The organism is uncultured Sulfitobacter sp. (assembly GCF_947499945.1).
Classification (GTDB): Bacteria; Pseudomonadota; Alphaproteobacteria; order Rhodobacterales; family Rhodobacteraceae; genus Sulfitobacter.
This window is the reverse complement of sequence record NZ_CANMQD010000001.1, coordinates 829,456-854,058: the sequence shown is the minus strand read 5'-3', so window position 1 is coordinate 854,058 and position 24,603 is coordinate 829,456. Positions and strand designations below refer to the sequence as shown.

The 24,603-nt window shown below is 57.4% G+C and carries 24 protein-coding genes; 12 read left to right on the top strand and 12 right to left on the bottom strand.

Annotated features, from left to right (window positions below; translation table 11 throughout):
- The first annotated feature begins 51 nt into the window (after positions 1-51).
- Positions 52-510, top strand: coding sequence for a hypothetical protein (locus tag Q0775_RS04070; protein WP_298859943.1), 459 nt, complete (start codon positions 52-54; stop codon positions 508-510).
- A complete protein-coding gene (gene arsH / locus Q0775_RS04065) occupies positions 497-1,219 on the top strand; it encodes an arsenical resistance protein ArsH (RefSeq protein WP_298858057.1) in 723 nt (240 codons plus the stop codon). The genes Q0775_RS04070 and arsH overlap by 14 nt, the downstream gene beginning before the upstream one ends.
- On the opposite strand, the gene Q0775_RS04060 is transcribed toward arsH, so the two are convergent.
- From Q0775_RS04060 to Q0775_RS04040, 5 genes are all read right to left on the bottom strand, one after another.
- Positions 1,216-2,340: a beta-ketoacyl-ACP synthase III gene (locus tag Q0775_RS04060; RefSeq protein ID WP_298858056.1), complete on the bottom strand. Its 1,125-nt coding sequence runs from the start codon at positions 2,338-2,340 to the stop codon at positions 1,216-1,218. The two genes, arsH and Q0775_RS04060, sit on opposite strands and share 4 nt — an antisense overlap.
- Positions 2,341-2,585: 245 nt before the next feature.
- A complete protein-coding gene (locus Q0775_RS04055; RefSeq protein ID WP_298858055.1) occupies positions 2,586-2,738 on the bottom strand; it encodes a hypothetical protein in 153 nt (50 codons plus the stop codon).
- 62 nt (positions 2,739-2,800) lie between these two features.
- Entirely contained in the window at positions 2,801-6,148 is a 3,348-nt protein-coding gene (gene carB, locus Q0775_RS04050) for a carbamoyl-phosphate synthase large subunit (RefSeq protein WP_298858054.1), read from the bottom strand.
- Between the two features lie 435 nt (positions 6,149-6,583).
- Complete coding sequence (locus Q0775_RS04045) at positions 6,584-7,165, bottom strand: hypothetical protein (protein ID WP_298858053.1); 582 nt, start codon at positions 7,163-7,165, stop codon at positions 6,584-6,586.
- Positions 7,166-7,417: 252 nt separating this feature from the next.
- Positions 7,418-8,179, bottom strand: a complete 762-nt coding sequence (locus tag Q0775_RS04040) for an alpha/beta fold hydrolase (protein ID WP_298858052.1) — start codon at positions 8,177-8,179, stop codon at positions 7,418-7,420.
- A gap of 54 nt (positions 8,180-8,233) precedes the next feature.
- Between Q0775_RS04040 and Q0775_RS04035 the strand changes: the two genes are divergently transcribed.
- Positions 8,234-8,608, top strand: a complete 375-nt coding sequence (locus tag Q0775_RS04035; RefSeq protein WP_298858051.1) for a hypothetical protein — start codon at positions 8,234-8,236, stop codon at positions 8,606-8,608.
- Here Q0775_RS04035 and Q0775_RS04030 read toward each other — a convergent pair.
- From Q0775_RS04030 to glyA, 3 genes are all read right to left on the bottom strand, one after another.
- On the bottom strand, positions 8,599-9,000 hold the full coding sequence (locus Q0775_RS04030) for a cupin domain-containing protein (RefSeq protein WP_298858050.1): 402 nt from the start codon (positions 8,998-9,000) through the stop codon (positions 8,599-8,601). The two genes, Q0775_RS04035 and Q0775_RS04030, sit on opposite strands and share 10 nt — an antisense overlap.
- A 176-nt stretch (positions 9,001-9,176) precedes the next feature.
- Positions 9,177-9,845 (bottom strand): DUF1629 domain-containing protein, encoded by a 669-nt coding sequence (locus Q0775_RS04025; protein WP_298858049.1) that lies wholly within the window; start codon positions 9,843-9,845, stop codon positions 9,177-9,179.
- Between the two features lie 385 nt (positions 9,846-10,230).
- On the bottom strand, positions 10,231-11,508 hold the full coding sequence (gene glyA / locus Q0775_RS04020) for a serine hydroxymethyltransferase (protein ID WP_298858048.1): 1,278 nt from the start codon (positions 11,506-11,508) through the stop codon (positions 10,231-10,233).
- A 30-nt stretch (positions 11,509-11,538) separates the two neighbouring features.
- Between glyA and Q0775_RS04015 the strand changes: the two genes are divergently transcribed.
- The 3 genes from Q0775_RS04015 to Q0775_RS04005 all read left to right on the top strand — a co-directional run bounded on the left by Q0775_RS04015 (position 11,539) and on the right by Q0775_RS04005 (position 12,786).
- Positions 11,539-11,670 (top strand): hypothetical protein, encoded by a 132-nt coding sequence (locus Q0775_RS04015; protein ID WP_298858047.1) that lies wholly within the window; start codon positions 11,539-11,541, stop codon positions 11,668-11,670.
- Positions 11,671-11,719: 49 nt separating this feature from the next.
- Positions 11,720-12,481: an NAD kinase gene (locus Q0775_RS04010; RefSeq protein WP_298859941.1), complete on the top strand. Its 762-nt coding sequence runs from the start codon at positions 11,720-11,722 to the stop codon at positions 12,479-12,481.
- A gap of 107 nt (positions 12,482-12,588) precedes the next feature.
- The gene (locus tag Q0775_RS04005; protein WP_298858046.1) at positions 12,589-12,786 is read left to right on the top strand and encodes a CsbD family protein; all 198 of its coding nucleotides are present in this window, start codon (positions 12,589-12,591) and stop codon (positions 12,784-12,786) included.
- A gap of 111 nt (positions 12,787-12,897) precedes the next feature.
- Here Q0775_RS04005 and Q0775_RS04000 read toward each other — a convergent pair whose 3' ends face one another.
- Positions 12,898-14,790: a propionyl-CoA synthetase gene (locus Q0775_RS04000; RefSeq protein ID WP_298858045.1), complete on the bottom strand. Its 1,893-nt coding sequence runs from the start codon at positions 14,788-14,790 to the stop codon at positions 12,898-12,900.
- Between the two features lie 280 nt (positions 14,791-15,070).
- Here Q0775_RS04000 and Q0775_RS03995 point away from each other — a divergent pair, with 280 nt between their 5' ends.
- Positions 15,071-15,193 (top strand): hypothetical protein, encoded by a 123-nt coding sequence (locus Q0775_RS03995; protein WP_298858044.1) that lies wholly within the window; start codon positions 15,071-15,073, stop codon positions 15,191-15,193.
- A gap of 61 nt (positions 15,194-15,254) precedes the next feature.
- Here the strand turns inward: Q0775_RS03995 and Q0775_RS03990 are convergent, their stop codons facing one another.
- On the bottom strand, positions 15,255-17,528 hold the full coding sequence (locus Q0775_RS03990) for an NADP-dependent malic enzyme (RefSeq protein ID WP_298858043.1): 2,274 nt from the start codon (positions 17,526-17,528) through the stop codon (positions 15,255-15,257).
- Between the two features lie 179 nt (positions 17,529-17,707).
- Between Q0775_RS03990 and Q0775_RS03985 the strand changes: the two genes are divergently transcribed.
- The 5 genes from Q0775_RS03985 to Q0775_RS03965 all read left to right on the top strand — a co-directional run bounded on the left by Q0775_RS03985 (position 17,708) and on the right by Q0775_RS03965 (position 22,841).
- Positions 17,708-18,100: a cytidine deaminase gene (locus Q0775_RS03985; protein ID WP_298858042.1), complete on the top strand. Its 393-nt coding sequence runs from the start codon at positions 17,708-17,710 to the stop codon at positions 18,098-18,100.
- The gene (locus Q0775_RS03980) at positions 18,101-19,405 is read left to right on the top strand and encodes a thymidine phosphorylase (RefSeq protein WP_298858041.1); all 1,305 of its coding nucleotides are present in this window, start codon (positions 18,101-18,103) and stop codon (positions 19,403-19,405) included. It begins immediately after the preceding gene.
- Positions 19,405-20,595, top strand: a complete 1,191-nt coding sequence (locus Q0775_RS03975) for a phosphopentomutase (RefSeq protein ID WP_298858040.1) — start codon at positions 19,405-19,407, stop codon at positions 20,593-20,595. Before Q0775_RS03980 ends, Q0775_RS03975 begins: the two co-directional genes overlap by 1 nt.
- An 18-nt stretch (positions 20,596-20,613) precedes the next feature.
- Positions 20,614-21,249 carry a uracil phosphoribosyltransferase gene (gene upp / locus Q0775_RS03970; protein ID WP_298858039.1) on the top strand — a complete coding sequence of 212 codons (636 nt, stop codon included), beginning with the start codon at positions 20,614-20,616 and terminating at the stop codon, positions 21,247-21,249.
- A gap of 206 nt (positions 21,250-21,455) precedes the next feature.
- Positions 21,456-22,841 (top strand): SPOR domain-containing protein, encoded by a 1,386-nt coding sequence (locus Q0775_RS03965; protein WP_298858038.1) that lies wholly within the window; start codon positions 21,456-21,458, stop codon positions 22,839-22,841.
- A 19-nt stretch (positions 22,842-22,860) separates the two neighbouring features.
- On the opposite strand, the gene Q0775_RS03960 is transcribed toward Q0775_RS03965, so the two are convergent.
- Complete coding sequence (locus tag Q0775_RS03960) at positions 22,861-23,604, bottom strand: SGNH/GDSL hydrolase family protein (RefSeq protein ID WP_298858037.1); 744 nt, start codon at positions 23,602-23,604, stop codon at positions 22,861-22,863.
- On the bottom strand, positions 23,571-24,584 hold the full coding sequence (locus Q0775_RS03955; protein WP_298858036.1) for a hypothetical protein: 1,014 nt from the start codon (positions 24,582-24,584) through the stop codon (positions 23,571-23,573). The genes Q0775_RS03960 and Q0775_RS03955 overlap by 34 nt, the downstream gene beginning before the upstream one ends.
- Positions 24,585-24,603 lie beyond the last annotated feature (19 nt).

Below are 24,603 nucleotides of genomic sequence, written 5' to 3'. Positions count from 1 at the left end.
GATATGGACTATATGCTTATCTGTACACGTTAGCGTTTAGGGGTCATGACGATGGATGCAGCAGGCAACTATTTGAAGAAACATACCGAAGCCTTGGTGAAAGCTGTAGGCGTTGAAGCTGCATGCGAAGTCACGGGTAAGTCTAAGGCTACTTTGGGTCGGTATTATTCCGATCATGACGAGCATGCTGATCGGTTCATGCCTGTTGATGCTGTTGCAGCACTGGAGATTGCCGCGGGATATCCGCACGTGACCCAAGCTTTGGCAGAACTGTCTGGTGCACGTGTCGAATTTGATGAACGCCGCCCAAACGACGTGAGCCAGGGGACCGTTAACTCGGACGTGATAGCGTTGAGCCAGCGTTTTGCGATGTTGATGGCCGAATACCAGCAATCAATCGCTGACGGCAAGATCACCGTGAACGAAGCAAAACGCCTTCTCAAAGAGACGTCGATGTTGCAGCAGGTTCTAGTGGATATGAAGCTGCATCTTGAAGATGAAAGTGTCTGAAGACCTCCCTGCGCTTGTGCAGGATGCGCTGCCGCAAATCGATGTGGAGGCGCTGAAATCACCTTCTGATCCAGGCCACAAACCCCGCATACTACTGCTTTATGGCTCGCTTCGCGCACAGAGCTATTCCCGCTTCGCAGCCGAAGAGGCAGCAAGGATACTGCGGCATTTAGGGTGTGAGACAAAGCTTTTTGATCCACGCGGATTGCCACAACCTGATGATGCGGAGCCTAATCACCCGAAAGTTGCCGAGCTCAGAGAGTTGGCGATTTGGGCAGAGGGTATGGTATGGTCCAGCCCTGAACGGCATGGTGCAATGACGGGTATCATGAAGTCCCAGATTGATTGGCTGCCTTTGTCGCTGCAAGGCGGGATACGTCCAACGCAGGGTAAGACGCTTGCGATCATGCAGGTGTCGGGTGGCTCACAGTCGTTTAACGCTGTAAACCAGATGCGGATTTTGGGGCGCTGGATGAGGATGGTGACGATCCCAAACCAGTCAAGCATTCCAAAAGCTTGGCTAGAGTTTGATGGTAAGGGGCGTTTGCCTGCTGGGCCGTTTTATGCGCGGATCGTGGACGTCATGGAAGAGTTGGTGAAGTTCACATGGCTGGTGCGGGGGCGGTCCGACTACCTTGTGGACCGCTACTCTGAGCGCGTGGAGAGTGCCGAGCAAGTACACAAACGGGTGTCTTTGAAAGACGATTAACCGTGTTTCTGAACGATGACCGAGCCTACGGAATAGCCTGCGCCGAATGAGCAAATGAGACCTGTATCGCCATCTTTCATGTCATCGGAATATTTCGAAAATGCGATGATTGAGCCTGCAGATGATGTGTTTGCGTAATCTTGTAAGATGTTAGGTTGCTCGCCATCTTCTGGCGTGCGGCCGAGGACCTTTTTGCCGATGAAATCATTCATGGATTTGTTTGCTTGGTGTAGCCAAAGGCGTTTTAAATCAGAGGCTTGTGTGCCTTCTTCGGCCATGTGACCTGCGATGTGGTCCGCCACGAGGGGCAAGACTTCTTTAAACACTTTGCGCCCGTTTTGCATGAACTGCATGTCGCGACGGTCGGCGACACCGTCGGGACGGGAGCGGCGCAGGAAGCCGTTATTGTTTCGGATGTTGTTGGAAAAATCAGTGGCGCAACGGGTTGATTTGATTTCAAAGTAAGGGCCTGTTGCGTCCTCTGCCCGCTCGATCAATGTGGCAGTTGCGACGTCGCCAAAGATGAAGTGGCAGTCGCGGTCACGCCATTCTAAATGCGCAGAACATATTTCCGGGTTAACGACCAGTGCGCTTCGGATGGAACCTGCGCGGATCATGTCTGCGGCGGCTTGGATTCCGAAGGTGGCGGAGGAGCAAGCAACGTTCATATCGAAGGCGAAGCCATTGATTTGCAACAAGTCTTGAATCTCAATGGCGACGGCGGGATAGGCGCGCTCCAAGTTTGAGGCTGCGCAGATGACGGCGTCGACGTCCTTAGCAGTTTTACCCGCAGCTTTGAGGGCTTTCTGTGCGGCGTCGAGCGCCATTTCGGCCATCTGGGAAGGCTCGTCATCGCTGCGCTGGCGCAGCAGCGGATGCATGACATTTGGATCAAGGATGCCTGATTTATCAAGGACATATCGTTGATTAATGCCGGAGGCTTTGAAAATAAATTCTTCGGAAGAGTATTCTTTTGCGGGCAGCTCGCCTGATGCGATCTGGGCCGCGGTTTCAGCGTTATAGATGTCCACGTAGGCGTTGAAGGCCTCGACCAGTTCGGCGTTGGTGATGACCTCGGAAGGGGTGAAAACGCCAGTGCCTGTGATTGCGGGTGTGTACATCTCTTATTCCTCTTTAAAAACAGTGAATTAGGCAGGTGAATGCCTGTGGATGAAGTGTTTTTGTGCAAGGGGTGCCATGCGTACACCTCCTGTACACCCCCTGTACACCGGATGTGCAGCATGTGGGCTGGGGTGAGTTTTAACGGTATTTTAGGGAAGTGCCTATGGGGTAAATATAGTGTGGTAACCGGTGCTGGATGAGGGTTTTCTACGTGACCGAAGCACATCTTTCGCCTTAGGAATGATCAGTTACCAAAATAGCAGTTTTGGGTGTCGTAGTCCCAGCTACCACCCCTATCTAGGCATTTATCAATCGCCGAGAAATCGCCACTGCCCAGAACTATTACCGCAATATTGGCGAGGCCGATTGCCAGCAGCGAGATGAGGAGCACTAACATCAAAGCTCTCGTTGGATTCCATCCTCTGATCTTGGTGGTCCCATCTCAGGGGCAGCATATGCTCACCCCTGCAGCGACTTCACGCCAATCTCGTCCTCCGCCTGCGCTTTGATCGCCAAGGCCGCCGCATAGGCGCCTGCGGCAGTGGTATAGTAGGGGATGCGGTCGTAGAGGGCGATGGAGCGGATGCTCTTGCTGTCCTCGACGGCTTGGGCGCCTTCGGTTGTGTTCATGACGAGGTGGATTTGTTCGTCTTTCATCATGTCGGTGATGTCGGGGCGGCCTTCGTAGACTTTGTTCACGATTTGGCAGGGAATATCGTGTTCAGATAGCCATGCGGCGGTGCCACGAGTCGCTGTGATGGTGAAGCTCTGTTCGATCAGGATGCGGGCGGCGGTGAGGACGTCTGCGGTTTTGTCGGCGTCTTTGATGGATAGAAATGCTGTGCCTGTGCGGGGCAGCATGGTGCCTGCGCCCATCTGTGCCTTGAGGAAGGCGCGGGGGAAGTCGCGGTCCCAGCCCATGACTTCGCCTGTGGAGCGCATTTCGGGGCCCAAGATGGTGTCGACGCCAGGGAAGCGGGCGAAGGGGAGCACGGCTTCTTTTACCGAGAACCATGGCATGTTGGGGTCGGCGAGGGTCATTGGATCGCCGAGCGGCAGCACGTCGTCGTATTCGGCGTTGGCGTCATAGGGCGCGCGCAGGGGGAAGTTGCTGAGTGGCTCACCTGCCATGATGCGGGCGGCGATGCTGGCGATGGCGGAATCCGTGGCTTTTGCGACGAAGGGGACTGTGCGCGAGGCGCGGGGGTTCACTTCGATGAGGAAGATTTCCTCGACACCGTCTGCGTTGGGTTTTACGGCGAACTGGATGTTCATCAGGCCCACGACATTGAGGGCTTTTGCCAGCGCTTTGGTTTGGACTTCGACTTCGGCGATGATTTCTTTGCTCAAGGAGTAGGGCGGGAGCGAGCAGGCGCTGTCGCCTGAGTGCACGCCTGCCTCTTCGATGTGCTGCATAATGCCTGCGACGTGGACGTCGGTGCCGTCTGAGAGGGCGTCAACATCAAGTTCAACCGCGCCTGACAGGTAGCTGTCTAGCAGCACAGGGCTATCGCCCGAGACGACGACAGCTTCGGAAATGTAGCGCTCAAGGTTTGCTTGGTCGCGGACGATTTCCATGGCGCGGCCCCCCAGTACGTAAGAGGGGCGGATCACGAGGGGGAAGCCGATTTCTTTTGCGATTTCCATTGCTTCTGCGTCGGAATGGGCGATGCCGTTGTGCGGTTGCTTGAGGCCGAGGGATTGGACCAGATCGGCGAAACGCTCGCGGTCTTCGGCAAGGTCGATCATGTCAGGCGTCGTGCCGAGGATCGGGATGCCTTCGTCATGGAGGGCTTGGGCTATTTTTAGGGGTGTCTGCCCACCGAACTGGACGATGACACCGTGCAGCGTGCCGTTCTCCTGCTCAACGCGCAGGATTTCCATGACGTGCTCGAATGTCAGAGGCTCGAAATACAAGCGGTCGGAAGTGTCATAGTCGGTGGAGACAGTCTCGGGGTTGCAGTTGACCATAATCGTCTCATAGCCCGCGTCGGTAAGCGCGTAGCAGGCGTGGCAGCAGCAATAGTCAAACTCAATTCCCTGCCCGATGCGGTTGGGCCCGCCACCGAGGATGACGACTTTTTTGCGGTCAGAGGGGCGTGCTTCGCACTCGGCTTCGCCCATCATCGGGGTCTCATAGGTAGAGTACATGTAAGGGGTTTGCGCCTCGAATTCGGCGGCACAGGTGTCGATGCGTTTGAAGACTGCTTTTACGCCGAGGGCGAGGCGTGCTTTGCGCACTGCTTGTTCCGGCTGGTCAGTGAGGGTTGCGAGGCGTGCGTCGGTAAAGCCCATCATTTTGAGATGGCGCATACCCGCGTCGTCTGTTGGTAGGCCATTTTCACGTACGCCTGCCTCTGCCTCGATGATCTCGCGGATGCGGGCGAGAAACCACGGGTCGAACATGGTGGTGGCGTGGATATCTGCGTCGGACATGCCGTGGCGCATCGCTTGGGCGATGGTGCGCATGCGGTCAGGCGTCGTTTTGCTAATAGCTTTAGTGACGGCTGCCATGTCAGGGGCGCCCGGGATGTCGATCTCGTCAAATCCTGTGAGGCCGCTTTCCATGGAGGCCAGCGCCTTTTGCATGGATTCGTGAATGGTGCGGCCGATGGACATCGCTTCGCCCACGGATTTCATGGCGGTGGTAAGGTAAGGCTCGGAGCCGGGAAATTTCTCGAAAGCGAACTTCGGGATTTTGGTGACGACATAGTCGATTGTGGGCTCGAAGCTCGCAGGTGTGACGCCTGTGATGTCATTGTCTAATTCGTCGAGGGTGAAACCTACCGCAAGTTTGGCAGCAATCTTGGCGATTGGGAAACCTGTTGCTTTGGAAGCAAGGGCGGAGGACCGCGACACGCGGGGGTTCATCTCGATTACGACCATACGGCCGTCGGCGGGGTTCATGGCCCACTGCACGTTGGAGCCACCCGTCTCCACACCAATTTCGCGCAGCACGGCGATGGAGTGGTTGCGCATGATCTGGTATTCTTTGTCGGTCAGCGTCAGGGCGGGGGCCACGGTGATGCTGTCGCCGGTGTGGACGCCCATAGGGTCCACGTTTTCGATGGCGCAGACGATGATGGCGTTGTCGGCTGTGTCGCGCACAACTTCCATCTCGAACTCTTTCCAACCCAGCAGCGATTCGTCGATGAGGATTTGGCCCATCGGCGAGGCGTCCATGCCGGAGCGGCAGTAGAATTCGTAATCTTCGCGGTTATAGGCGATGCCGCCGCCAGTGCCGCCCATGGTGAAGGCGGGACGGATGATCGCGGGCAGGCCGATTTCCTCAAGCGATTCTAGAGCGATTGCGACGCCTGCGGCGAGGTCTTTCTTGCCATTCGCGTCTTTGGGGGCGGTGCAGATGGTGGCCTTGGGGTTTTCGATGCCTAGGCGGTCCATCGCTTCGCGGAAGAGTTGGCGGTCTTCGGCCATCTCGATGGCTTCGCGTTTGGCGCCGATCATCTCGACGTTGTATTTGGCGAGCACGCCCATTTCTTCGAGTGCGAGGGAGGTGTTGAGACCTGTCTGGCCGCCCATTGTAGGCAACAGGGCGTCGGGGCGTTCTTTTTCAATTATTTTTGCGACAATCTCGGGGGTGATCGGCTCGATATACGTCGCATCGGCGAGACCCGGATCGGTCATGATCGTGGCGGGATTGGAGTTCACGAGGATGACGCGGTAGCCCTCTTCTTTGAGCGCCTTACAGGCCTGTGCGCCGGAGTAGTCGAATTCGCAGGCTTGTCCGATGACAATAGGTCCTGCACCAATGATCATGATCGACTTGATGTCGGTTCTCTTTGGCATGGCTTCGGCCCCCTATGTACAAGCAAATTTTCGTGGTTATAGGCCCTGTGTGGCGGGGTGCAAGGTGGAAAAGTAGCCGGTGGAGGACTCCGTAACGGGGGCAAAGTTTGGACGAGATTTAGAGTCGAGGATCTCAGGTAAATCCTTGGTCAATTACGGGTACTGCTTCGCCCGAACGACATACCAATTTCGGGCGACATGATGATGGCTGGCGGCGTTATGTTGGACTGTGATGTTGTTACATGTCCGGTTTGTGCCGCTTCCTCCAAAGGATAGCACAGCAGCGAATGGCGGCCTTCCACGCACTCCAAGATCAATGAACGTGACAAATCGGATTAGCTCGACCGGTGCGCTTGTCGGGTCCTTCCATCCATTGACAGGAGCATCCCGTTTTCAACGCAGTCATCCTGTACACGGCATGTAGTCGTCAAAACTTCATGTGCTCCAGTCATGGACATGGACGTCTTTTCCCGAATGACTCTTGAGAATGTTGACTGCGAGTTTTTCACGCTCTTTGTCTGCTACACGTACCCAAAGCAGAATGCCCCCTCGGGCGATCTGGTCCGCGTAGTAGTCATTATGATGCTTTTGGACCCTTCGGGCCATTAGCACGCCAATCGCCGCAGCAGGTAGTCCCACAATGGCAACCGCAGCCGCAGTGGCCGCCGCAGTCGCGCCCGCCGCAGCCATTGCTGCCATAGCTATGTAGGATGGGATGAAAAACGCTCCGCCAACAATCACGCCTTCCATTTCGCCAATGCCCTCTTCTGAAACAAAGGCAGCGCGGGGCACACGGGGGTCGTCTTCCATTTCCTCGGCGCTGAGGTAGGCCTTGCCAAATTTTTCTTTTAAAGCGACGTCACTGCCCAAAACGCTCAGGTCATAGCGGCTGAAACCAACCATCCGCAGGTCATAGAATGCTTTTTGAAAGCTTTCGAATGTGTCAAACACGCCTACGGCCTCGGGTACTTCAATGACGACAGTACCTTTTTCGGATTCGTTAGTTTCGGTCGCCATAGTACCCTCCAAGTGAGAGACCCGTGTCTCTTCAATTAGACCATATACGCTGTGGAATCAGCGTGCATTGATTTGCATCAACGGAGCATTCCAACTTGGTCAAATCTGGGGGTGGGAGAATGTGCAATCAGGTATCCTCAACACAACTTGAAAGCGGTCAGCGGTACAGGTTTGGCAAAGGGTGGCTTGTCCAGGTATCAAACGAAGACTTCTCTTGATGCTCAGTATTCCGGTTTGCCACGCCCACACCGTTCAGGCGTCGAGATACGTCCTTAGCGCTGCCTCGAATTCACGGGGCCGCTCTGCGTGGAGCCAGTGGCCTGCGTTCGGGATCTTGGCGAAGCGGGCGGCGGGAAAGAGGGATTTGATGAGCGCGCGGTGTTCGGGCAGGACATAGTCGCTGTTGCCGCCACTCAGGAAGAGGGTCGGATTTAGAAAGCTGCCTGCGATCTCGGGGAAGCCGATAATGTGGTTCATTTCGGCCTCAAGTACGTCGAGGTTGAGCCGCCATTTTTTTGCAGTAACGTCCAGGGATTGGGTGAAAAAGCTCTGGAGGGCGGGGTCCACGCCTTGGGCACCAAGCTGTTCTGCGGCCTCCGAGCGGCGGGTGACCGTGCTCAGATCCACGGCACGCATCGCGGCGATCTGGTGGGATTGGGTATGGCTGTAGGGCACGGGCGCGATGTCCGCGACGATGAGACGGCGGAGCAGGTTGGGATGTTTGAGCGCAAGGACCATAGCCGCTTTACCGCCCATGGAGTGACCGCACAGATCGACAGGGCCGCTGATGTGCGTGATCAACTCGGCGAGGTCTGTTGCCATGTCCTCGTAAGATTGTGTGTCTGCACGCGGGCTGTGGCCGTGGTTGCGCATGTCGGGGGTGATCACGCGGCGGGTGTCTGACAGGCGTTTGGCGATGACACCCCAATTGCGGCCAGAGCCGTAGAGGCCATGGGCGATGATCAGGGGTGGGCGGTCAGGGGAGGCTTCCCCGAATTCGGTAAAACTCAGCATGGTCTTACAGGTATCTCCATTGCAGGGCGGTGACCAGCGGCTTAGACATAGCGTATGATCACTGACAAGGATATGGCCGCCAAATCACGCAAGCTGCGCGGGTTGATGCAGCAAAAGCTGGACGTGCGGGGGCGCGACCTGCGCCAGTCGTTGCGGCGTGCGGGGCGGCGGCTGCCCAAGTCTGTGCGCAAGCGCGGGGCGGCATTGATGCGGGCGGAAATGCTCGCCCATAACCCCAAGACTGCGCGGCAGGTGGATGCCGAGGCGGTCGAGCGGGATTATGAGTTTGTGCGGGCGCATCTGGCGGCGATTGACGTCGACGAGATGCGAAAGACACGGATTTTGAGTGTCACCGCGGCGGTAGCTGCGAACCTGATTGTGGTGGCTTTGCTGTTTGTCGTCTGGCTTTGGTGGCGCGGCTACATCTGAGCGCCATATTGCGCATCGGTGACGTGTTCCATCCATGTGACGGCTGAGCCGTCTAGTTCCTCCTGCAGGGCGATGTGGGTCATGGCGACGGTTGGGCTGGCACCGTGCCAGTGTTTCTCGTTCGGCTCGAAAAAGATGGTGTCGCCGGGGCGGATCGTCTCGATCGGGCCGCCCTCGCGTTGCACGAGGCCCACGCCTGCTGTGACGATCAGGGTTTGCCCCAGCGGATGTGTGTGCCATGCGGTGCGCGCACCTGCCTCAAACGTAACAGTGAGGCCGCGCAGGCGGGCGGGTTCGGGGGCTGTAATCAGCGGGTCAATGCGGACGGTACCGGTGAAGTATTCGGCGGGGCCAGAGCCTGAGGGACGGGAGCCTGCGGGGTAAATGATCATTTGGGCGTCCTTTGGTTTGTTCCATAGGTACAATGTCCTAGAAAAAAGCGCATGTGAAGGGAGGGGTGCAAGTGCAGCGAATGGCAGCTTTGAGCCCAGACTGACCAATGCTGCATGGAGCGCGAGTGGCTGCTTTTAGGTGATCTCTTTAGTTGCAGTGCGCTGCGCTAAAGTAGCTAAGGCGTCTCCTCAAAGTGTACTGAGTCTTTTGCGCCGGTCAGACCGTTCGCAAAAAGAGCATCGTGAAACGCGTCCGTCATGAATATCCCAAGTTCACGCTTTTCCGACCAGATATGTGCAGAGCCAATCTGTGATTTGCTGAACACTATCTTGTCGTCTGGGTCGTAATTGGGTGTATACAATCTGTCATTTGGCCCGATTGGCGGGACACAGGCGGCATGATCCAAAGCGTCAATCCGGTTCGTCACGACGAAATAATAGACTATTCCAGCGTCTCTTTTGCCTGACTTGACTGCCATTTCAAAGAACTGGTGAACACCGGGTTCGAATTGCTCAACCAAGGCCTTGAAAGCAGTGCTGACATAAGACGCGCCTTTCGCGGCAGGCATATAATCTTCCAACGGATCGCTGCGTTTGTGGTCCCGCTTTAGCCGCGTGGGCAGGTGGTCAGGCTTGATCGCTCGCCCTACCTTGAACTGCGTATTACTGATTTTTTTACCACCGTCCGGCGTCATGTCGGCAATCGTCACCTTGTTGTAATCCCCGTCAGTCTCAACGAGGTTATCCCTGACGCCTGACGACGATTGGTCGTGAATAAGTTGATAAACCATCGATAAAGCTCCGCGTTTATTTTCAGATAGATACTCGGGATTATTATCCCGCAACAGTCATATTTCTGGGCTAGTGATTTTCAAATCAACCCCTTTGTGGCCTGTTCGGTGCATTTTATGCCTCGCACCATCGTGGCCCCGATAAGCAGACCTGCGATAGTTTGAAGCTAACGGCTGCTTCGTCCCGCCCTCTTAAAGTTCGTGCACGATGCGGCGAAGGGTCGGTCTGAAATCCTCTTACATCGGTATCAATGAATGGCTGCTTCCGCGACTTGGGTTGTATCGCAGCATGAAATTTGCTCCGACTGCGAGGAAATGCTGAGTGAGCAATAGCCGCACATGCATAAGGCCGCTTCTCCCGCATAACAGACCTTGGCCATATATATAGAAAGGCCCCGAACGTTACTGTCGGGGCCTTCGCTCGTTCAGATGCCTGCGATTAAAGGTTAGGGTAGATCGGGAAGCGGGCGCACATGGCTTCTACCGCGGCTTTCACTTTTGCTTCGACGGCGGCGTTGCCTTCTTCGCCGTTGGCGGCGAGGCCGTCGACAACTTCGATGATCCAGTCGGCGATCTGGCGGAACTCGTCCTCACCAAAGCCGCGGGTAGTGCCCGCGGGGGAGCCGAGGCGGATGCCGGAGGTGACCATCGGTTTTTCGGGATCAAACGGCACGCCGTTTTTGTTGCAGGTGATGTTTGCGCGCTCAAGGGCCTTCTCGGTGGCGTTTCCTTTGACGCCTTTAGGGCGCAGGTCAACCAGCAGGACGTGAGTGTCGGTGCCGTGGGTGATTGTGTCGAGGCCGCCTTTGATCAATTGATCAGAAAGCGCTTGGGCGTTCTTAATGACCTGTTGGATGTAGGATTTGAACGACGGGTCGAGGGCTTCGCCAAAGGCCACGGCTTTTGCGGCGATGACGTGCATTAGGGGACCGCCCTGAATGCCGGGGAAGATGGCGGAGTTGAATTTCTTGGCCAGCGCCTCGTCATTGGTGAGGATCATGCCGCCGCGCGGGCCACGCAGGGTTTTGTGCGTGGTGGTGGTGGCCACATGCACATGCGGGAAGGGGTTGGGATATTCGCCCGCTGCAATGAGGCCGGCAAAGTGGGCGACGTCAGCCAGAAGATATGCGCCACAACTATCGGCGATTTCGCGCATGCGGGCAAAGTCGAGGGCGCGGGGGATGGCGGAACCGCCTGCGATGATCATTTTGGGCTGATGCTCGGTGGCGAGGCGCTGGACTTCGTCATAGTCGATGAGGTTGTCCTCTTTGCGCACACCATACTGGATTGCGTTGAACCATTTGCCGGACTGGTTCGGCTTGGCACCGTGGGTGAGGTGGCCACCTGCGTCGAGGCTCATGCCGAGGATGGTATCACCGGGCTGAAGCAGCGCTTGGAACACGCCTTGGTTCGCTTGGGAGCCGGAGTTTGGCTGGACGTTGGCAAAGCCGCAGGAAAAGAGCTGGCAGGCGCGGTCGATGGCGAGTTGCTCGGCGATGTCTACATATTGGCAGCCGCCATAGTAGCGGCGACCCGGGTAACCTTCGGCGTATTTATTGGTCATCACGCCGCCCTGCGCTTCCATCACAGCAGCGGAGACGATGTTCTCCGATGCGATCAGTTCGATCTCGGTGCGCTGGCGGTGCAGCTCTTTGTTGGTGGCCTCCGCGATGGCGGGATCGGTGTCTGCGAGGCTGCGGGTAAAGAAATCTGACATGGTGGCTCCTTGAGCGTGGGTCTTTATTGTATGTTTCGTATCGGAAACGCACGCGGTGGTGAAGATGTGAAAACGACTGTGCATGACATAGATGCGCCGCGCAGGGTCTGCACCCTGATTTTTGCCGCAGGGGCGGTTTTGCGCAGGAGTGCTGGTGCGTGACGGAATATTGTGTTTCTTTGAGTGGAACACGGCGCAGATCGGAAACATGATGCCTCAGAAAATCGCCTTTTTGGCCAGCCGAGCTGCTGTGGCGCAAACCGCGCGTGCGGCGTTGATCGGGCGGTATGGCAATGTGGAGCCCGAGCAGGCAGATGTGATTGTGGCGCTGGGCGGGGACGGGTTCATGCTGCAGACGCTGCATGAAACCCAAGAATTGCCCGCGCCTGTCTACGGGATGAACCGTGGCACCATCGGATTTCTAATGAATACCTACGTCGAGAGCGATTTGCCTGCGCGGTTGGAGGCAGCCGAGGCGGCGGTGATCCACCCATTGTCGATGAAGGCGATCCATGTGGATGGGCGGGAATCAAAGGCGCTGGCCCTCAATGAGGTGGCGTTGTTGCGGCAGGGACCGCAAGCGGCGAAGTTGCAGATTACAGTAGATGATCGCTTGCGGATGCAGGAGCTGGTCTGTGATGGGGCGCTGGTTGCGACACCTGCCGGATCAACTGCGTATAACTATTCGGCACATGGTCCGATCCTGCCGATTGGGGCGGATGTTTTGGCGCTCACTGCGATGGCGGCGTTTAGGCCACGGCGCTGGCGGGGCGCGTTGTTGCCCTCAACGGCTGTGGTTCGGTTTGATGTACAGGAGCCTGAAAAGCGGCCTGTGATGGCGGATGCGGATGGCACCAGCTACCGCGATGTCGCGGTGGTAGAGATACGCTCCGAGCCGAGCATATCACATACGATCCTCTTTGATCCTGGACATGGCCTAGAAGAGCGGCTGATCTCGGAGCAGTTCACTTAGCAGACGAAGAAAACTTTGGGTATTGTGGAACGATTGCAGGTTAGGCGTGTTGTTCAGGTAAGAGGATGCAACGCATCTAATCAAATTGAACACATAGGAGATCCGCGATGAACTGGGATACAATTCAAGGCAACTGGAAGCAATTCAAAGGTCAAGCGCAGCAGAAGTGGGGCGAGCTGACCGAAGACGATCTGGACAAAGCCGAAGGCAACCGTGAGGAGCTTGAAGGTAAGATCCAAGCGAAGTACGGCAAAACCAAAGAAGAAGCGAAGAAGGAAGTCGATGACTTCATGTCCAGCCTCTGATAACGTCCGATTTTAAGAGAAAACGGCCTCCAACTTGGGGGCCGTTTTTTGTGCGAGGTTGCAAAATTCCGGTGGAATTTTGGGCTCAAAGTCTCTGGTGAGACTTTGGCGTTAGTCCTTGGCGTAGCCGATGGTTTGCATCGCTGCTTTGATCTCGTCGAGAATGGCGGGATCGTCGATCGTGGCTGGCATTTTGAAGGCCTCGCCATCGGCGATTTTGACCATTGTCGCGCGAAGAATTTTACCTGAGCGGGTTTTGGGCAGACGATCGACCACAAGTGCCATTTTAAAGGCTGCCACGGGGCCGATCTGGTCGCGCACGCGTTTGACGCATTCTGCCGTGATCTCGGTATGAGGACGGTTCACGCCATTAGTCAGGCAGACAAAACCCATTGGCGATTGCCCTTTAAGCGCATCGCTCACACCGATGACGGCACATTCGGCCACATCAGGGTGGCCTGCGAGGACTTCTTCCATGGCACCTGTGCTGAGGCGGTGGCCTGCCACGTTGATCACGTCATCCGTGCGCGCCATGATGTAGAGGTAGCCGTCCTCGTCAATCATGCCTGCATCGCCCGTTTCATAGTAGCCAGGGAAGTGCGACAGATAGCTTTTGCGGAAGCGGTCTTCGGCATTCCAGAGCGTTGGCAGTGTGCCGGGGGGCAGGGGAAGTTTGATGGCGATGGCGCCAAGCTCTCCTGCGGGCATCGGGTGGCCTGCCTCATCGAGGATTTGCACGTTATAGCCCGGCATGGGCACAGTAGGGGAGCCGATTTTAACGGGGAGCGCCTCCAAACCTGCGGGGTTGCCCGCGATGGTGTAGCCGGTTTCGGTTTGCCACCAGTGGTCATAGACGGGTTTGCCCAGTACATCCTGCGCCCAGATGATGGTATCTGGATCGGCGCGTTCACCTGCAAGATAGAGGGCGCGGAGGCATGAGATATCGTATTTTTTGACTTCCAAGCCTTTGGGGTCTTCGCGTTTGACGGCACGGATGGCTGTTGGGGCGGTGAAGAAGCTACGCACGTTATGTTCGGAGATCACGCGCCAGAAAGTACCAGCATCTGGTGTGCCCGTCGGCTTACCCTCGAAGACAATCGTAGTGTTACCGTGGATCAGGGGGCCATAAGCGATATAGCTGTGGCCCACGACCCAGCCCACATCCGACGCGGCCCAGAAGACATCACCGGGGTCGACATTATAGATGTTTTTCATCGTCCAGTTGAGAGCCACCAGATGGCCAGCGGTATGGCGGATCACGCCTTTGGGCGCACCCGTAGTGCCAGAGGTATACAGAATATAGGCGGGGTGGTTGCCCTTGACAGGAACGCAATCGGCGGGCGTGCCGAGCGCTTTGGCGGCTTCCCATTCGATATCGCGGCCTTCAACGAGGCTGCAAATTTCCTGATCGCGTTGCAGAATGATGCAGGCATCGGGTTTATGGGTGGACTGCTCAATGGCGTCATCGAGCAGAGGTTTATAGTGGACCACGCGGTTCGGCTCCATCCCGCAGGAGGCCGCAATTATTGCCTTTGGTGTGCAGTCGTCGATGCGCACGGCAAGCTCATGTGCGGCGAAGCCACCGAAGACAACAGAATGCACCGCACCGATGCGCGCGCAGGCAAGCATGGCCTCGACTGCTTCGGGCACCATGGGCATATAGATGATGACGCGGTCGCCCTTGGTGACCCCTTGGGCCACCAGCGCACCAGCGAGGGCAGCCACGCGGGTCTGCAATTCGGCGAAAGTTATGGTCTGCTTGGTGCCTGTGATCGGGCTGTCGTGGATGATTGCGGGTTGATCTGCGCGGCCATTTTCGACGTGGCGATCCACGGCGTTATAACAGCCGTTTACCTTTGCATCGCTGTACCATTCGTACAGGTCTTCCCCTTTATCAAAAAGCGCCTGTTTTGGAGCTTCAACCCAGTCGATTGCTCTTGCCTGCTCCAGCCAGAACTGTTCCGGATTGTCCTGTGCGGCCTTAAAGACGTCTGCGTATCCCATCGCGTAACCCTCCCGTGTTGTTTGGGAGAGTTAAGGCGCAGGCACGCGGGGGCGGCAAGGGCAATTTGGGATTTGGGCAGGGCTTCGGTAAATAAATTTACATCTCTTGTGGTCGTCCGTAGGGATTGGCCGTGGGGACGGGTGCGTCTGATTAGAAAATATATGTCGGATTTGGATAGTGCTGTCGAAAACGGATCAGCAGCGCCTCTTGTGGTATAACATACTGATTTCAGGCGGAGACATTGTGCCTGCGCCGATATCACCTGATAGGTCAAAGACAATGGGCGACAAACGCGCCAACAAAGAGAAACAAGCAAAACGCCGTGTGAAAGCGGCTACCACAGCCGAAAAGGCAGCCGCTAAAGCGATGACGCCCGCCGGGCTGGTGGAGCGCAAAAAGTAAAAGCCGAACACAACACTGTTGCCTTGGGCGGGGAGGAATTTCCCCGCCCTTTCTTATGGGCTTAGCCGTATTGGGCCACGGGTGTCCCTGCGATGGCGGCCATATTCAACAGGCCGCGTGCGGTGATCGAGGGGGAGACGACGTGGGCGCGGTTGCCCATGCCCATGAGGATCGGGCCAACTTCGAGGCCGCCGCCTTTCATCTTCAGGATGTTGCGCACGCCCGAGGCGGCATCCGCGTGGGCAAAGATCAGCACATTGGCCGGCCCTTCCATGCGGTTGGCGGGGAACAGGCGCGCGCGCAGCTCGGGGTCCAGCGCGGTATCGATGTTCATCTCGCCCTCATAGCAAAAATCATGGTTGCCCTCATCGAGAATCTTAATCGCTTTGCGCAGGCGACTGCCCGAGCCTTCGCCCTGATTGCCGAATTGCGATTGTGAGCACATGGCGATGTTGGGCGTGATGCCGAAGCGGCGCACGTGACGTGCAGCACCGATTGCGATTTCGGCCAGCTGTTCGGGGTTGGGGTGCTGGTGCACTTGGGTATCGGCGATGAAGAGGGGTCCGTCCTCCAATATCATCAACGAGAGCGAGCCGTGGGCACGTTTGCCATCACGTCCCAAGACTTGTTCGATGTAGTTCAGATGCCAGCGCGTTTCGCCGAAGGTACCGCAGATCAGGCTGTCGGCCTCATTGCGCTGCACCATGACGGCACCGATTGCGGTGGTATTGGTGCGCATGATCGCTTTTGCGATATCGGGCGAGACGCCGCGCCGCGCCAAGAGGCCGTGATATGTCTCCCAGTAGTCGCGGTAGCGCGGATCGTTTTCGGGATTCACTACATCGACGTCTGTGCCGATCTTAAAGGTCAGACCGGCTTTTTCCATGCGGCGCTCGATCACCTCTGGGCGTCCGATCAGGATGGGTTTTTCGGAGGTTTCTTCCAGCATCGCTTGGGAGGCGCGCAGCACGCGCTCGTCCTCGCCCTCGGCAAAGACGATGCGGCGGGACGTGGCGCGAGCAGCGTGGAAAACAGGCCGCATGAGGAGGGCTGATTTGAAAACCGAGCTGTCGAGATTGTTTTTGTAGGATTCAAGATCGGCGATGGGGCGGGTTGCGACACCTGTCTCCATCGCGGCCTTTGCTACAGCGGACGATACGATGCCAACAAGGCGCGGATCAAAGGGTTTGGGGATGAGGTAGTCGGCACCAAAAGTCATCTGCTCACCCTGATAGGCGGCGGCAGCTTCGGCGGAGGTTGTCTCACGGGCGAGGGCCGCGATGCCCTCGATGCAGGCGATTTTCATCTCGTCGTTGATGGTGGTCGCGCCCACGTCGAGTGCACCACGGAAGATGAAGGGAAAGCAGAGTACGTTGTTGACTTGATTTGGGAAGTCGGAGCGGCCCGTGGCGATGATCGCTTTGGGTCGCACAGCACGGGCCGCGTCTGGCATGATCTCGGGGTTGGGATTGGCCAATGCAAAGATGATGGGAGTCTCGACCATTTTAGCGACCATTTCAGGGGTCAGCACATTGGGGCCAGACAGGCCAAGGAACATATCGGCGTCATCGATCACATCATCGAGCGTGCGCAGGTCGGATTTCTGGGCATATTCGGATTTTATCGGGTTCATGTCGATTTCGCGGCCCTCATATACGAGGCCGTGGATGTCGCAGAGCCAGACATTCTCGCGTTTCACGCCGAGTTTGAGCAGCATATTGAGGCACGCAATACCTGCCGCGCCGCCGCCCGTGCTCACGATTTTGATATCCTCGAATTTCTTTTTCGCCACATAGAGCGCGTTAGTGGCGGCGGCCCCGACGACGATAGCGGTGCCATGCTGGTCGTCGTGGAAAACGGGGATATTCATGCGCTCGTTACAGATACGTTCAACCGTAAAACAATCGGGGGCTTTGATGTCTTCAAGGTTGATCGCGCCAAAAGAAGGCTCCAACGCGCAGACGATATCAGCAAGTTTTTCAGGATCAGATTCGTTCACTTCGATGTCAAAGCAATCGATGTTGGCAAACTTCTTGAAAAGGACTGCTTTGCCTTCCATCACGGGCTTGGACGCAAGGGCGCCGATGTTGCCAAGGCCGAGGACCGCCGTGCCGTTTGTCACCACGGCAACCAGATTGGCGCGAGAAGTATAGAGAGCCGCAGTGGAAGGATCTTTTTGAATTTCGATGCAGGCTTCGGCCACGCCGGGGCTATAGGCGCGTGCCAGATCGCGGCCGTTGGCCAGCGGCTTGGTTGCACGAATCTCAAGTTTTCCGGGCTTGGGAAAGGCGTGATAATCAAGGGCAGCTTGGCGTGTTGACGGATTTTCGGTCATGGTGCGAGCCTCATTTTCAAATTAGTTTAACGTTAAACTATTATCTGTGGAGCGCCAGTAGACATTTGTTTAGCGCGATTTCATCATGGCATATATTAGGGGAATTAAGGAGAGGAAAACCCTTCGCATCTTGGAGCAGGCGCGGCTAGGGTGGAAGGCCAGTATGGCAGGAGATTCCCGTGACAGATTTGAGAGATGCAGCATTGGCGGTGCGCGAGAATGCCCACGCGCCCTATTCCGATTTCAAAGTAGGGGCCGCGGTGCGGGGGGCGTCTGGCGCGATTTATCGCGGCTGTAACGTCGAGAATGTTGCTTATCCCGAGGGCACTTGCGCTGAGGCGGGTGCAATTGCGGCGATGGTGGCGGCGGGAGAGACGGTATTTACCGAAGCCTACGTCGTGGCGGGGTCGCCTTTGCCTGTGACGCCTTGCGGGGGATGCCGCCAGAAGTTGGCGGAATTTGGCGCGGGGGATGTGGTGGTGACGATGGCCACAGTTGCGGGGGTCGAAAAACACCTGAGCATTGCTGCACTTTTGCCGGGTGCGTTTGACCCAACATTCTTGGGGGGCTGAATGGAAGCGCGTAGTATTCTGGCCAAGTTGCGCCATGACGAGCCATTGAGTGCGGATGAGTTGACGTGGGTTGCCGGAGCGCTGGCCGATCAGACGCTGAGTGCGGCACAGGCGGGTGCCTTTGCCATGGGGGTGTGCCGCAATGGTCTCGATCAAGCGGGGCGTGTGGCATTGACGCAGGCGATGTGCGCCTCGGGCAATGTGCTCACGTGGGATTTGGATAAGCCTGTTTTGGATAAGCATTCAACGGGCGGTGTTGGCGATTGTGTGAGCCTTGTGCTGGCCCCAGCTCTGGCGGCGTGCGGGGCGTATGTTCCGATGATTTCGGGGCGCGGTTTGGGCCATACAGGCGGCACGCTGGATAAGTTGGAGGCGATCCCCGGTGTGGGGGTGATGCTGGACGAGGCGCGGTTGCGTAGCGTTGTGGGACAGGTGGGCTGTGCCATTGTGGGGGCGACAGGTGATATCGCGCCTGCGGATAAGCGTTTGTATGCAGTGCGCGATGTGACGTCGACAGTGGACAGTCTGGATTTGATTACGGCGTCGATTCTGAGCAAGAAACTAGCAGCGGGGTTGGAGGGGTTGGTGTTGGACGTCAAAGTAGGCTCTGGCGCGTTTATGAAAGATATCGGTGCTGCGTGTGATTTGGCGCAGGCGTTGGTCGGGACGGCCAATGCGGCGGGGTGTCCGACGCGCGCTGTCATAAGTGACATGAGCCAGCCTTTGGTGCCGAGCCTTGGCAATGCGCTGGAAGTCGCGGAAGTGATGCAGGTGCTGCGCGGCGACAAGCGCGGGCCGATTGTTGAGCTTTGTGCGGCGCTGGGCGGTGTGTTGCTGAGCGGGGCGGGGCTGGCGAAGGATGCGGATGCTGGTGCGGCGATGATAGAAGCGGCGATTGCGGATGGACGCGCGGCCGAGAAATTTGGTGCGATGATTGCAGCGCTGGGCGGGCCTGTGCGCTTTGTCGAGGATTGGCGGCGGTTCTTGCCCGAAGCGACGGTAATGCGCGAAGTGACGGCGCAGAGCAGCGGCTATGTGCAGGCGATTGACGGTGAGGCGCTGGGATTTGTGGTGGTCGGCCTTGGCGGTGGGCGGGTGATCGAAAGTGATCCTGTGGATCCTGCGGTGGGTCTGTCGCGTTTGGTCCGTTTGGGTGATTGGGTCGAGAAGGGGCATCCCTTGGGCGTTATTCACGCAGCGCGGCCAATGCAGGCGGACCGTGCCTTGGCGGCGGTCCGCGGTGCAATTATAATGGGGGGAGCACCTATACCTATCCCTGATTTGATTGTGGAGCATGTAAGCTGATGGCACGCGCATTTCTGGTAGTGATGGATTCCGTCGGGATTGGCGGTGCCCCTGATGCACATAGTTTCTTTAACGGCGATGTACCCGACACGGGGGCGAATACGCTGGGCCATATTGCGCAGGCCTGTGAAGGGGCGCGGGCCGAGGAAGGGCGCAGCGGTGCGATTGCGTTGCCGCATCTTTCGCGGTTGGGCCTTGGGGTCGCGCTCAAAGCCGCAAGCGGGATGGAGATTGCGGCGTTTGAGGTGCCTTTGCAGGGAACTTGGGGGGCAGCGACAGAAGTGTCACGTGGCAAGGATACGCCGTCGGGCCATTGGGAGTTGGCGGGGCTGGTTGTGCCATGGGAGTGGAAGTATTTTGAGCGTGTCGAGAACTCGTTTGATGCGGATTTGATCGATGCGGTGGCTAAGGCGGCAGGCACGGACGGTATTTTGGGAAATTGTCATGCGCCCGGCACGGCAATTATCGAGGCGTTGGGCGCCGAACATATGCGGACGGGCCAGCCTATTTGTTATACCTCTGCCGACAGTGTGTTCCAGATTGCCGCGCATGAGGAGACATTCGGCCTGAAGCGGTTGATCAAGCTTTGCGAAGATATCGCACCTATGCTCCATGCACAGCGGGTAGGCCGCGTGATCGCGCGGCCTTTTGTGGGCGATGAGGTGACTGGATTCACCCGCACGCCACGCCGCCGCGACTTTGCGATGATGCCGCCTGAACCTGTGCTGAGCAATTGGGTGCAGGATTCGGGGCGTGCCACATTCGCGGTGGGCAAGATCGGCGATATTTTCACGATGCAGGGGTTTGACGAAGTGCGCAAAGGCACGGACGCAGAGCTTATGGAGCATCTGGCGGACTTGGTGCGCGATGCACCTGAGGGTAGTTTAACGTTTGCGAATTTTGTCGAATTTGACAGCCTGTATGGGCACCGCCGCGATGTTTCGGGCTATGCCCGCGCGCTGGAGTGGTTCGACCGGGAGATTGGTCTGGTGATCGACCAAATGCGCAAGGGCGATATCATGGTGCTGACGGCAGACCACGGTAATGACCCAACATGGGTCGGCACGGACCACACGCGCGAGCGGGTGCCTGTTTTAGTGGCCGGAATGGGGACCGGATCGCTCGGGCATATCGGATTTAAGGATGTGGCGGCTTTTGTTGCCCGCCATCTCGGGGTAGAGGTTCCCTAAGCAATCAAGGAGCCGGATATGAGCGATCACCATCTCACCGTCGTGGACCACCCGCTGGTCCAGCACAAGCTGAGCATCATGCGCGATAAGGATACGTCCACGTCCCAATTTCGGCAGTTGCTGCGCGAGATCAGCCAGTTGCTTGCCTATGAGGTGACGCGCAATCTGACGATGACGACCAAGCAGATCGAGACGCCGATGCAGATGATGGATGCGCCCACGCTGGACGGCAAAAAGCTGGCGTTGATATCTATCCTGCGGGCTGGCAATGGTCTGTTGGATGGTGTGTTAGAATTGATCCCCTCGGCGCGTGTCGGATTTGTAGGGCTTTACCGTGACGAGGAAACGCTGAAACCCGTACAGTATTATTTCAAAGTGCCTGAGGGGTTGGATGATCGTCTGGTAATCGCCGTCGATCCGATGCTGGCCACCGGCAATTCTTCTGTTGCAGCGATTGATCTGCTGAAGGGAGCAGGAGCTACAAACATTATCTTCTTGTGCCTTCTGGCCGCACCCGAGGGCATTGATCGGATGAAAGAGGCGCATCCCGATGTGCCAATTGTGACGGCGTCGGTTGATGAGAAGCTTAACGAGATGGGATACATCGTACCGGGTCTTGGCGATGCGGGCGACCGCATGTTCGGAACAAAGTAGCGATTCTAAAAATCGGTTCTATTTGGCGACTATCATGGATGGACATTTCTGATCATTCAGGAATCGCTGGTCGAATCGGATATCTTGCCGAATCTTGGTATCCAAATTTATGATAATGCGGCGAAATTAAGGCGATTGTTCACGCGGCTGCTTTACTCATCCTCACAGCTTTGACATTCTGAAGTCTATATCCTGTGGGGGAATGCATGAAACTTACTAAACTTGTGGCTATGGCCATTTTATCAGGAGCTTTCACGGCTGGTGGCGCTTTTGCTCAGACACGCGCAGGCAGTGAGCCTGCTGAATTTCCGCCAGCGTCCTATAAGGGCAAGCAGTATGTAGACAGCCAAGGCTGTGTCTTCATCCGTGCGGGCATTGATGGGCTGGTGTCATGGGTGCCGCGCATTACGCGCAAACGTGCAGGTGTATGCGGGTTCAAACCGACTTTTGCTGGTCAGGTGACCGAGGCAGCACCCGTTCAGACTGCCGCTGCAGCGCCACAGATCACAGCTACGCCACCCGTTGCAAAAGCCGCAGCGCCAGCGCCCAAGCCAAGGCCGCGGGTCGTGAAGACCAAGGTGCAGCGCAAACCAGCACCTAAAGTCGTGCGTCAGGTGGCCAAGCGTCCTGCACCGATCGTTGAGAAAGTTATACAGCCCGCGCCCCAGCCGCAGCGCCGTGTTGTGTCGGTTGCGAAAACTCCGCAAGGAACAGCGGCTTGTGCTGGGGCGTCTGCGATCAGCAGCCAGTATTTGCGCAGCGGCAAGCATGCCGTGCGCTGTGGGCCGCAGACAGGAGCTATTGTTGGCTCACGTATTTCGACAGCGCCAGCGCCACGTCAGGTTTATGTGGCTGGAAACAAGCGTGTTGCGACCACTGACCAGCCGATCCGCGTGAAAAAGCATACGCGCATAGTGCCGCGCCATGTGGCAGTGAACCGTGTGAACACAACAAACGTGAGCACTCCGCGCGGGTATAAAAAGGTTTGGACAGATGGACGTTTGAACCCGAAGCGTGCGGAACAATCGCTCGGCGGTCACAAGGCGATGAACCTGATTTGGACCTCTACTGTGCCGCGCCGCCTGATCAATCAGGCGGACGGAGGTGATGTCACGGCTTCGGTGCCGTTGGTTTATCCTTATACCGATTATGCCACACAGCAGCGTGAGCTGGGTGAGGTGACAATCGTCCAGCGCAATGGTCAAACGCTCAAGCGTTTGGTGCGCAATGTGCGTAACGTGTTTTCGCCAGAACCGCGTCAGGCCCGTGTTGCGACAGTGTCGCGCCAGCCTGTTTACTCCACCCGTTCGGCACCCAAATCAGCGCCGAAGGCAACTGCGAAGCGTGCGCAGCCGAAGGCAGAAGTTGCAGGGCGTGGTTTTGTACAAGTTGGTGCGTTTAACGATCCTGCAGCAGCACAGCGGATGGCCAAGAAGGTCCAGCGCATGGGCATGCCAGTGCGCATTGGTCGCTACACCCGCGACGGGCAGACAACGCGTCTGGTCATTGCAGGGCCATTTGGCGGTCAGAATGATGTGAGCCGCGCAGTCAAGCGTTTACGCAGAGCAGGGTATAGCGCTTTCGCCCGCTAAGCCTTGGGAACCATGATTACTAGAATGGCCCGTCTGAGATAATCAGGCGGGCCATTTCCTTTGCCCAAGCTGCGTAAATTACAGGCCCGGGGTGAAAGCCGTCTTCGGCCATGTCGGCGACATCCAGTATATCGGGGAGCGGGGCATGGGTTGTGTCACTCTCGGTTGCGAGGGCGGATCTAAGAGCTGCGTCAAACCGCAATGCCCGCCGACCTAGCAGCCAACGCAGAGGGTTTGGCAGCAGAGGAAAGCCGCCCAAGGGTGGTATCTGGCCTATATAGAGATGCTGCGCGTCGGTTCTTTCGCGCAAAAGGCTGCGCAGGGTTTCGTGGTGGCGAAGCCAAGCTGCTTGAGGTCCGCCACGGGTTACATCGTTCACGCCGAGGACAACTACGACGATATCAGTTTGCGGCAAGTCTTTGCCGTGCAGGTCTTGCAGTGTTGAGGCGGTGGTGGCTCCGGTCTTGGCGATAAGGCGCCAGTGGACGGTATGATCCGCGCCGAGTGTGCTCGCCAATTGGCCAGCCAATGCGACCTCTTGCGTTGGTGCACCCACGCCCGCCGCGGAACTGTCGCCGATTATGAGGACTCGCAGGACAGGTCCGCTCCCTATAATACCTGTGCGCGGACCTGCAGCCTCGGGCAATTGCAGGGCGATTTTGCGCACCCGCATGGCTTGGGCCAGAAGCAGTGGCGAGAGCAGGAGAGTGGCGGCTATGTCAGCGACACTCATCCGCCGCAGAGGTTTTGCAGGCGCAGCCATGCGCTGTCGGGCAGGAGCGGCTCGGCATCGCGGTTTTGCATCGGATCCCCTTCGATTAACTCAAGCGTGCTTTCGCCTGTGATGTCGCGGGCGCGCGCATAGGGCGTTGCAGGAACATCGGATGCCTCAAACAAGGCCAGAAGATTGGGTGTATCAGGGTTGAAGGATGGCGCCGTCATGAGGTGTTCGGCGTATCGATCAAGAGCCTCACCCGATATTTCGCCTGTGGTAAGCAGGCGGATGTTTTCCCAAGGGCCGACCACAGTGAGCAGATCAGCGAGGGGGTCGCGCTCAATCTGGGCGGCGAGTTCTGATAGAATATAGCCTGCTGCCACATCGGGTGCTTCCCAATCTTCAAACACTGAACGGTCGAGGACAATAACGCCCCCCGGCAGATGGAGGGCAGAGCGGCCAAGGGCAGGCACAACCGCGAGTTTAAGTGTTTCAAGTCGCGTGCCCAGGTTGCGCAGAGCACGCAGGCCAGCGGCATCATTGCACATCGGACCTGTTACGCGCTGCATGCGGTCAATAAGGGCGACACCGAGTGTCTCGCGCTTGACCTGCGGAACCACGCGCAGAGTGTGATCGCGCATGGCACCCGGAAACCAGAAAAGCATAATGGCAGCCGATGCAGCGATGAACGTGCCGATGCCAAGCCAGCGCAGGCGGCCCGGTCGGGGGCGTGTTTTGGCGATGGCGGTGCGCAGGCTCTCAATGGCGTTGATCATTTCGCCTTCGTGTTCGGGTAGCTCCAGTGTCTCGGCGGCGTCGCCATCGGGGTAGTAGATCGCGGGCGTCTCGCCTGCGTTGGCACGGGCGACGGCAGCGAGGGACCAATGGGTTATCGCCTGATCGTTCATGTCGGCAATCATGAGCGTTGCATTGCCGATCGACACGATCACTTCGCGCCGCTGACCGTCACGGTCAGGGCGCCAAAGGCCAGTGGCCTCAAGGCGGTCGTATTTGGTCAGTGCCGTCATATGGATGTGCTGCTCGGGC

Bases quoted from the DNA above. Each gene is read 5' to 3' on its own strand.
- Q0775_RS04060 (WP_298858056.1), bottom strand. From the start codon at position 2,340: ATGTACACACCCGCAATCACAGGCACTGGCGTTTTCACCCCTTCCGAG.
- Q0775_RS04030 (WP_298858050.1), bottom strand. From the start codon at position 9,000: ATGATCATTTACCCCGCAGGCTCCCGTCCCTCAGGCTCTGGCCCCGCC.
- Q0775_RS04045 (WP_298858053.1), bottom strand. From the start codon at position 7,165: ATGGCGACCGAAACTAACGAATCCGAAAAAGGTACTGTCGTCATTGAA.
- Q0775_RS04040 (WP_298858052.1), bottom strand. From the start codon at position 8,179: ATGCTGAGTTTTACCGAATTCGGGGAAGCCTCCCCTGACCGCCCACCC.
- Q0775_RS04055 (WP_298858055.1), bottom strand. From the start codon at position 2,738: ATGTTAGTGCTCCTCATCTCGCTGCTGGCAATCGGCCTCGCCAATATT.
- upp (WP_298858039.1), top strand. From the start codon at position 20,614: ATGAGCGATCACCATCTCACCGTCGTGGACCACCCGCTGGTCCAGCAC.
- Q0775_RS04000 (WP_298858045.1), bottom strand. From the start codon at position 14,790: ATGGGATACGCAGACGTCTTTAAGGCCGCACAGGACAATCCGGAACAG.
- carB (WP_298858054.1), bottom strand. From the start codon at position 6,148: ATGCCAAAGAGAACCGACATCAAGTCGATCATGATCATTGGTGCAGGA.
- Q0775_RS04015 (WP_298858047.1), top strand. From the start codon at position 11,539: ATGTTTCGTATCGGAAACGCACGCGGTGGTGAAGATGTGAAAACGACT.
- Q0775_RS04005 (WP_298858046.1), top strand. From the start codon at position 12,589: ATGAACTGGGATACAATTCAAGGCAACTGGAAGCAATTCAAAGGTCAA.
- Q0775_RS03975 (WP_298858040.1), top strand. From the start codon at position 19,405: ATGGCACGCGCATTTCTGGTAGTGATGGATTCCGTCGGGATTGGCGGT.
- Q0775_RS03960 (WP_298858037.1), bottom strand. From the start codon at position 23,604: ATGGCTGCGCCTGCAAAACCTCTGCGGCGGATGAGTGTCGCTGACATA.
- Q0775_RS03955 (WP_298858036.1), bottom strand. From the start codon at position 24,584: ATGACGGCACTGACCAAATACGACCGCCTTGAGGCCACTGGCCTTTGG.
- Q0775_RS04010 (WP_298859941.1), top strand. From the start codon at position 11,720: ATGCCTCAGAAAATCGCCTTTTTGGCCAGCCGAGCTGCTGTGGCGCAA.
- Q0775_RS03965 (WP_298858038.1), top strand. From the start codon at position 21,456: ATGAAACTTACTAAACTTGTGGCTATGGCCATTTTATCAGGAGCTTTC.
- Q0775_RS04070 (WP_298859943.1), top strand. From the start codon at position 52: ATGGATGCAGCAGGCAACTATTTGAAGAAACATACCGAAGCCTTGGTG.
- Q0775_RS03995 (WP_298858044.1), top strand. From the start codon at position 15,071: ATGGGCGACAAACGCGCCAACAAAGAGAAACAAGCAAAACGCCGTGTG.
- Q0775_RS04035 (WP_298858051.1), top strand. From the start codon at position 8,234: ATGATCACTGACAAGGATATGGCCGCCAAATCACGCAAGCTGCGCGGG.
- arsH (WP_298858057.1), top strand. From the start codon at position 497: ATGAAAGTGTCTGAAGACCTCCCTGCGCTTGTGCAGGATGCGCTGCCG.
- Q0775_RS03990 (WP_298858043.1), bottom strand. From the start codon at position 17,528: ATGACCGAAAATCCGTCAACACGCCAAGCTGCCCTTGATTATCACGCC.
- Q0775_RS03980 (WP_298858041.1), top strand. From the start codon at position 18,101: ATGGAAGCGCGTAGTATTCTGGCCAAGTTGCGCCATGACGAGCCATTG.
- glyA (WP_298858048.1), bottom strand. From the start codon at position 11,508: ATGTCAGATTTCTTTACCCGCAGCCTCGCAGACACCGATCCCGCCATC.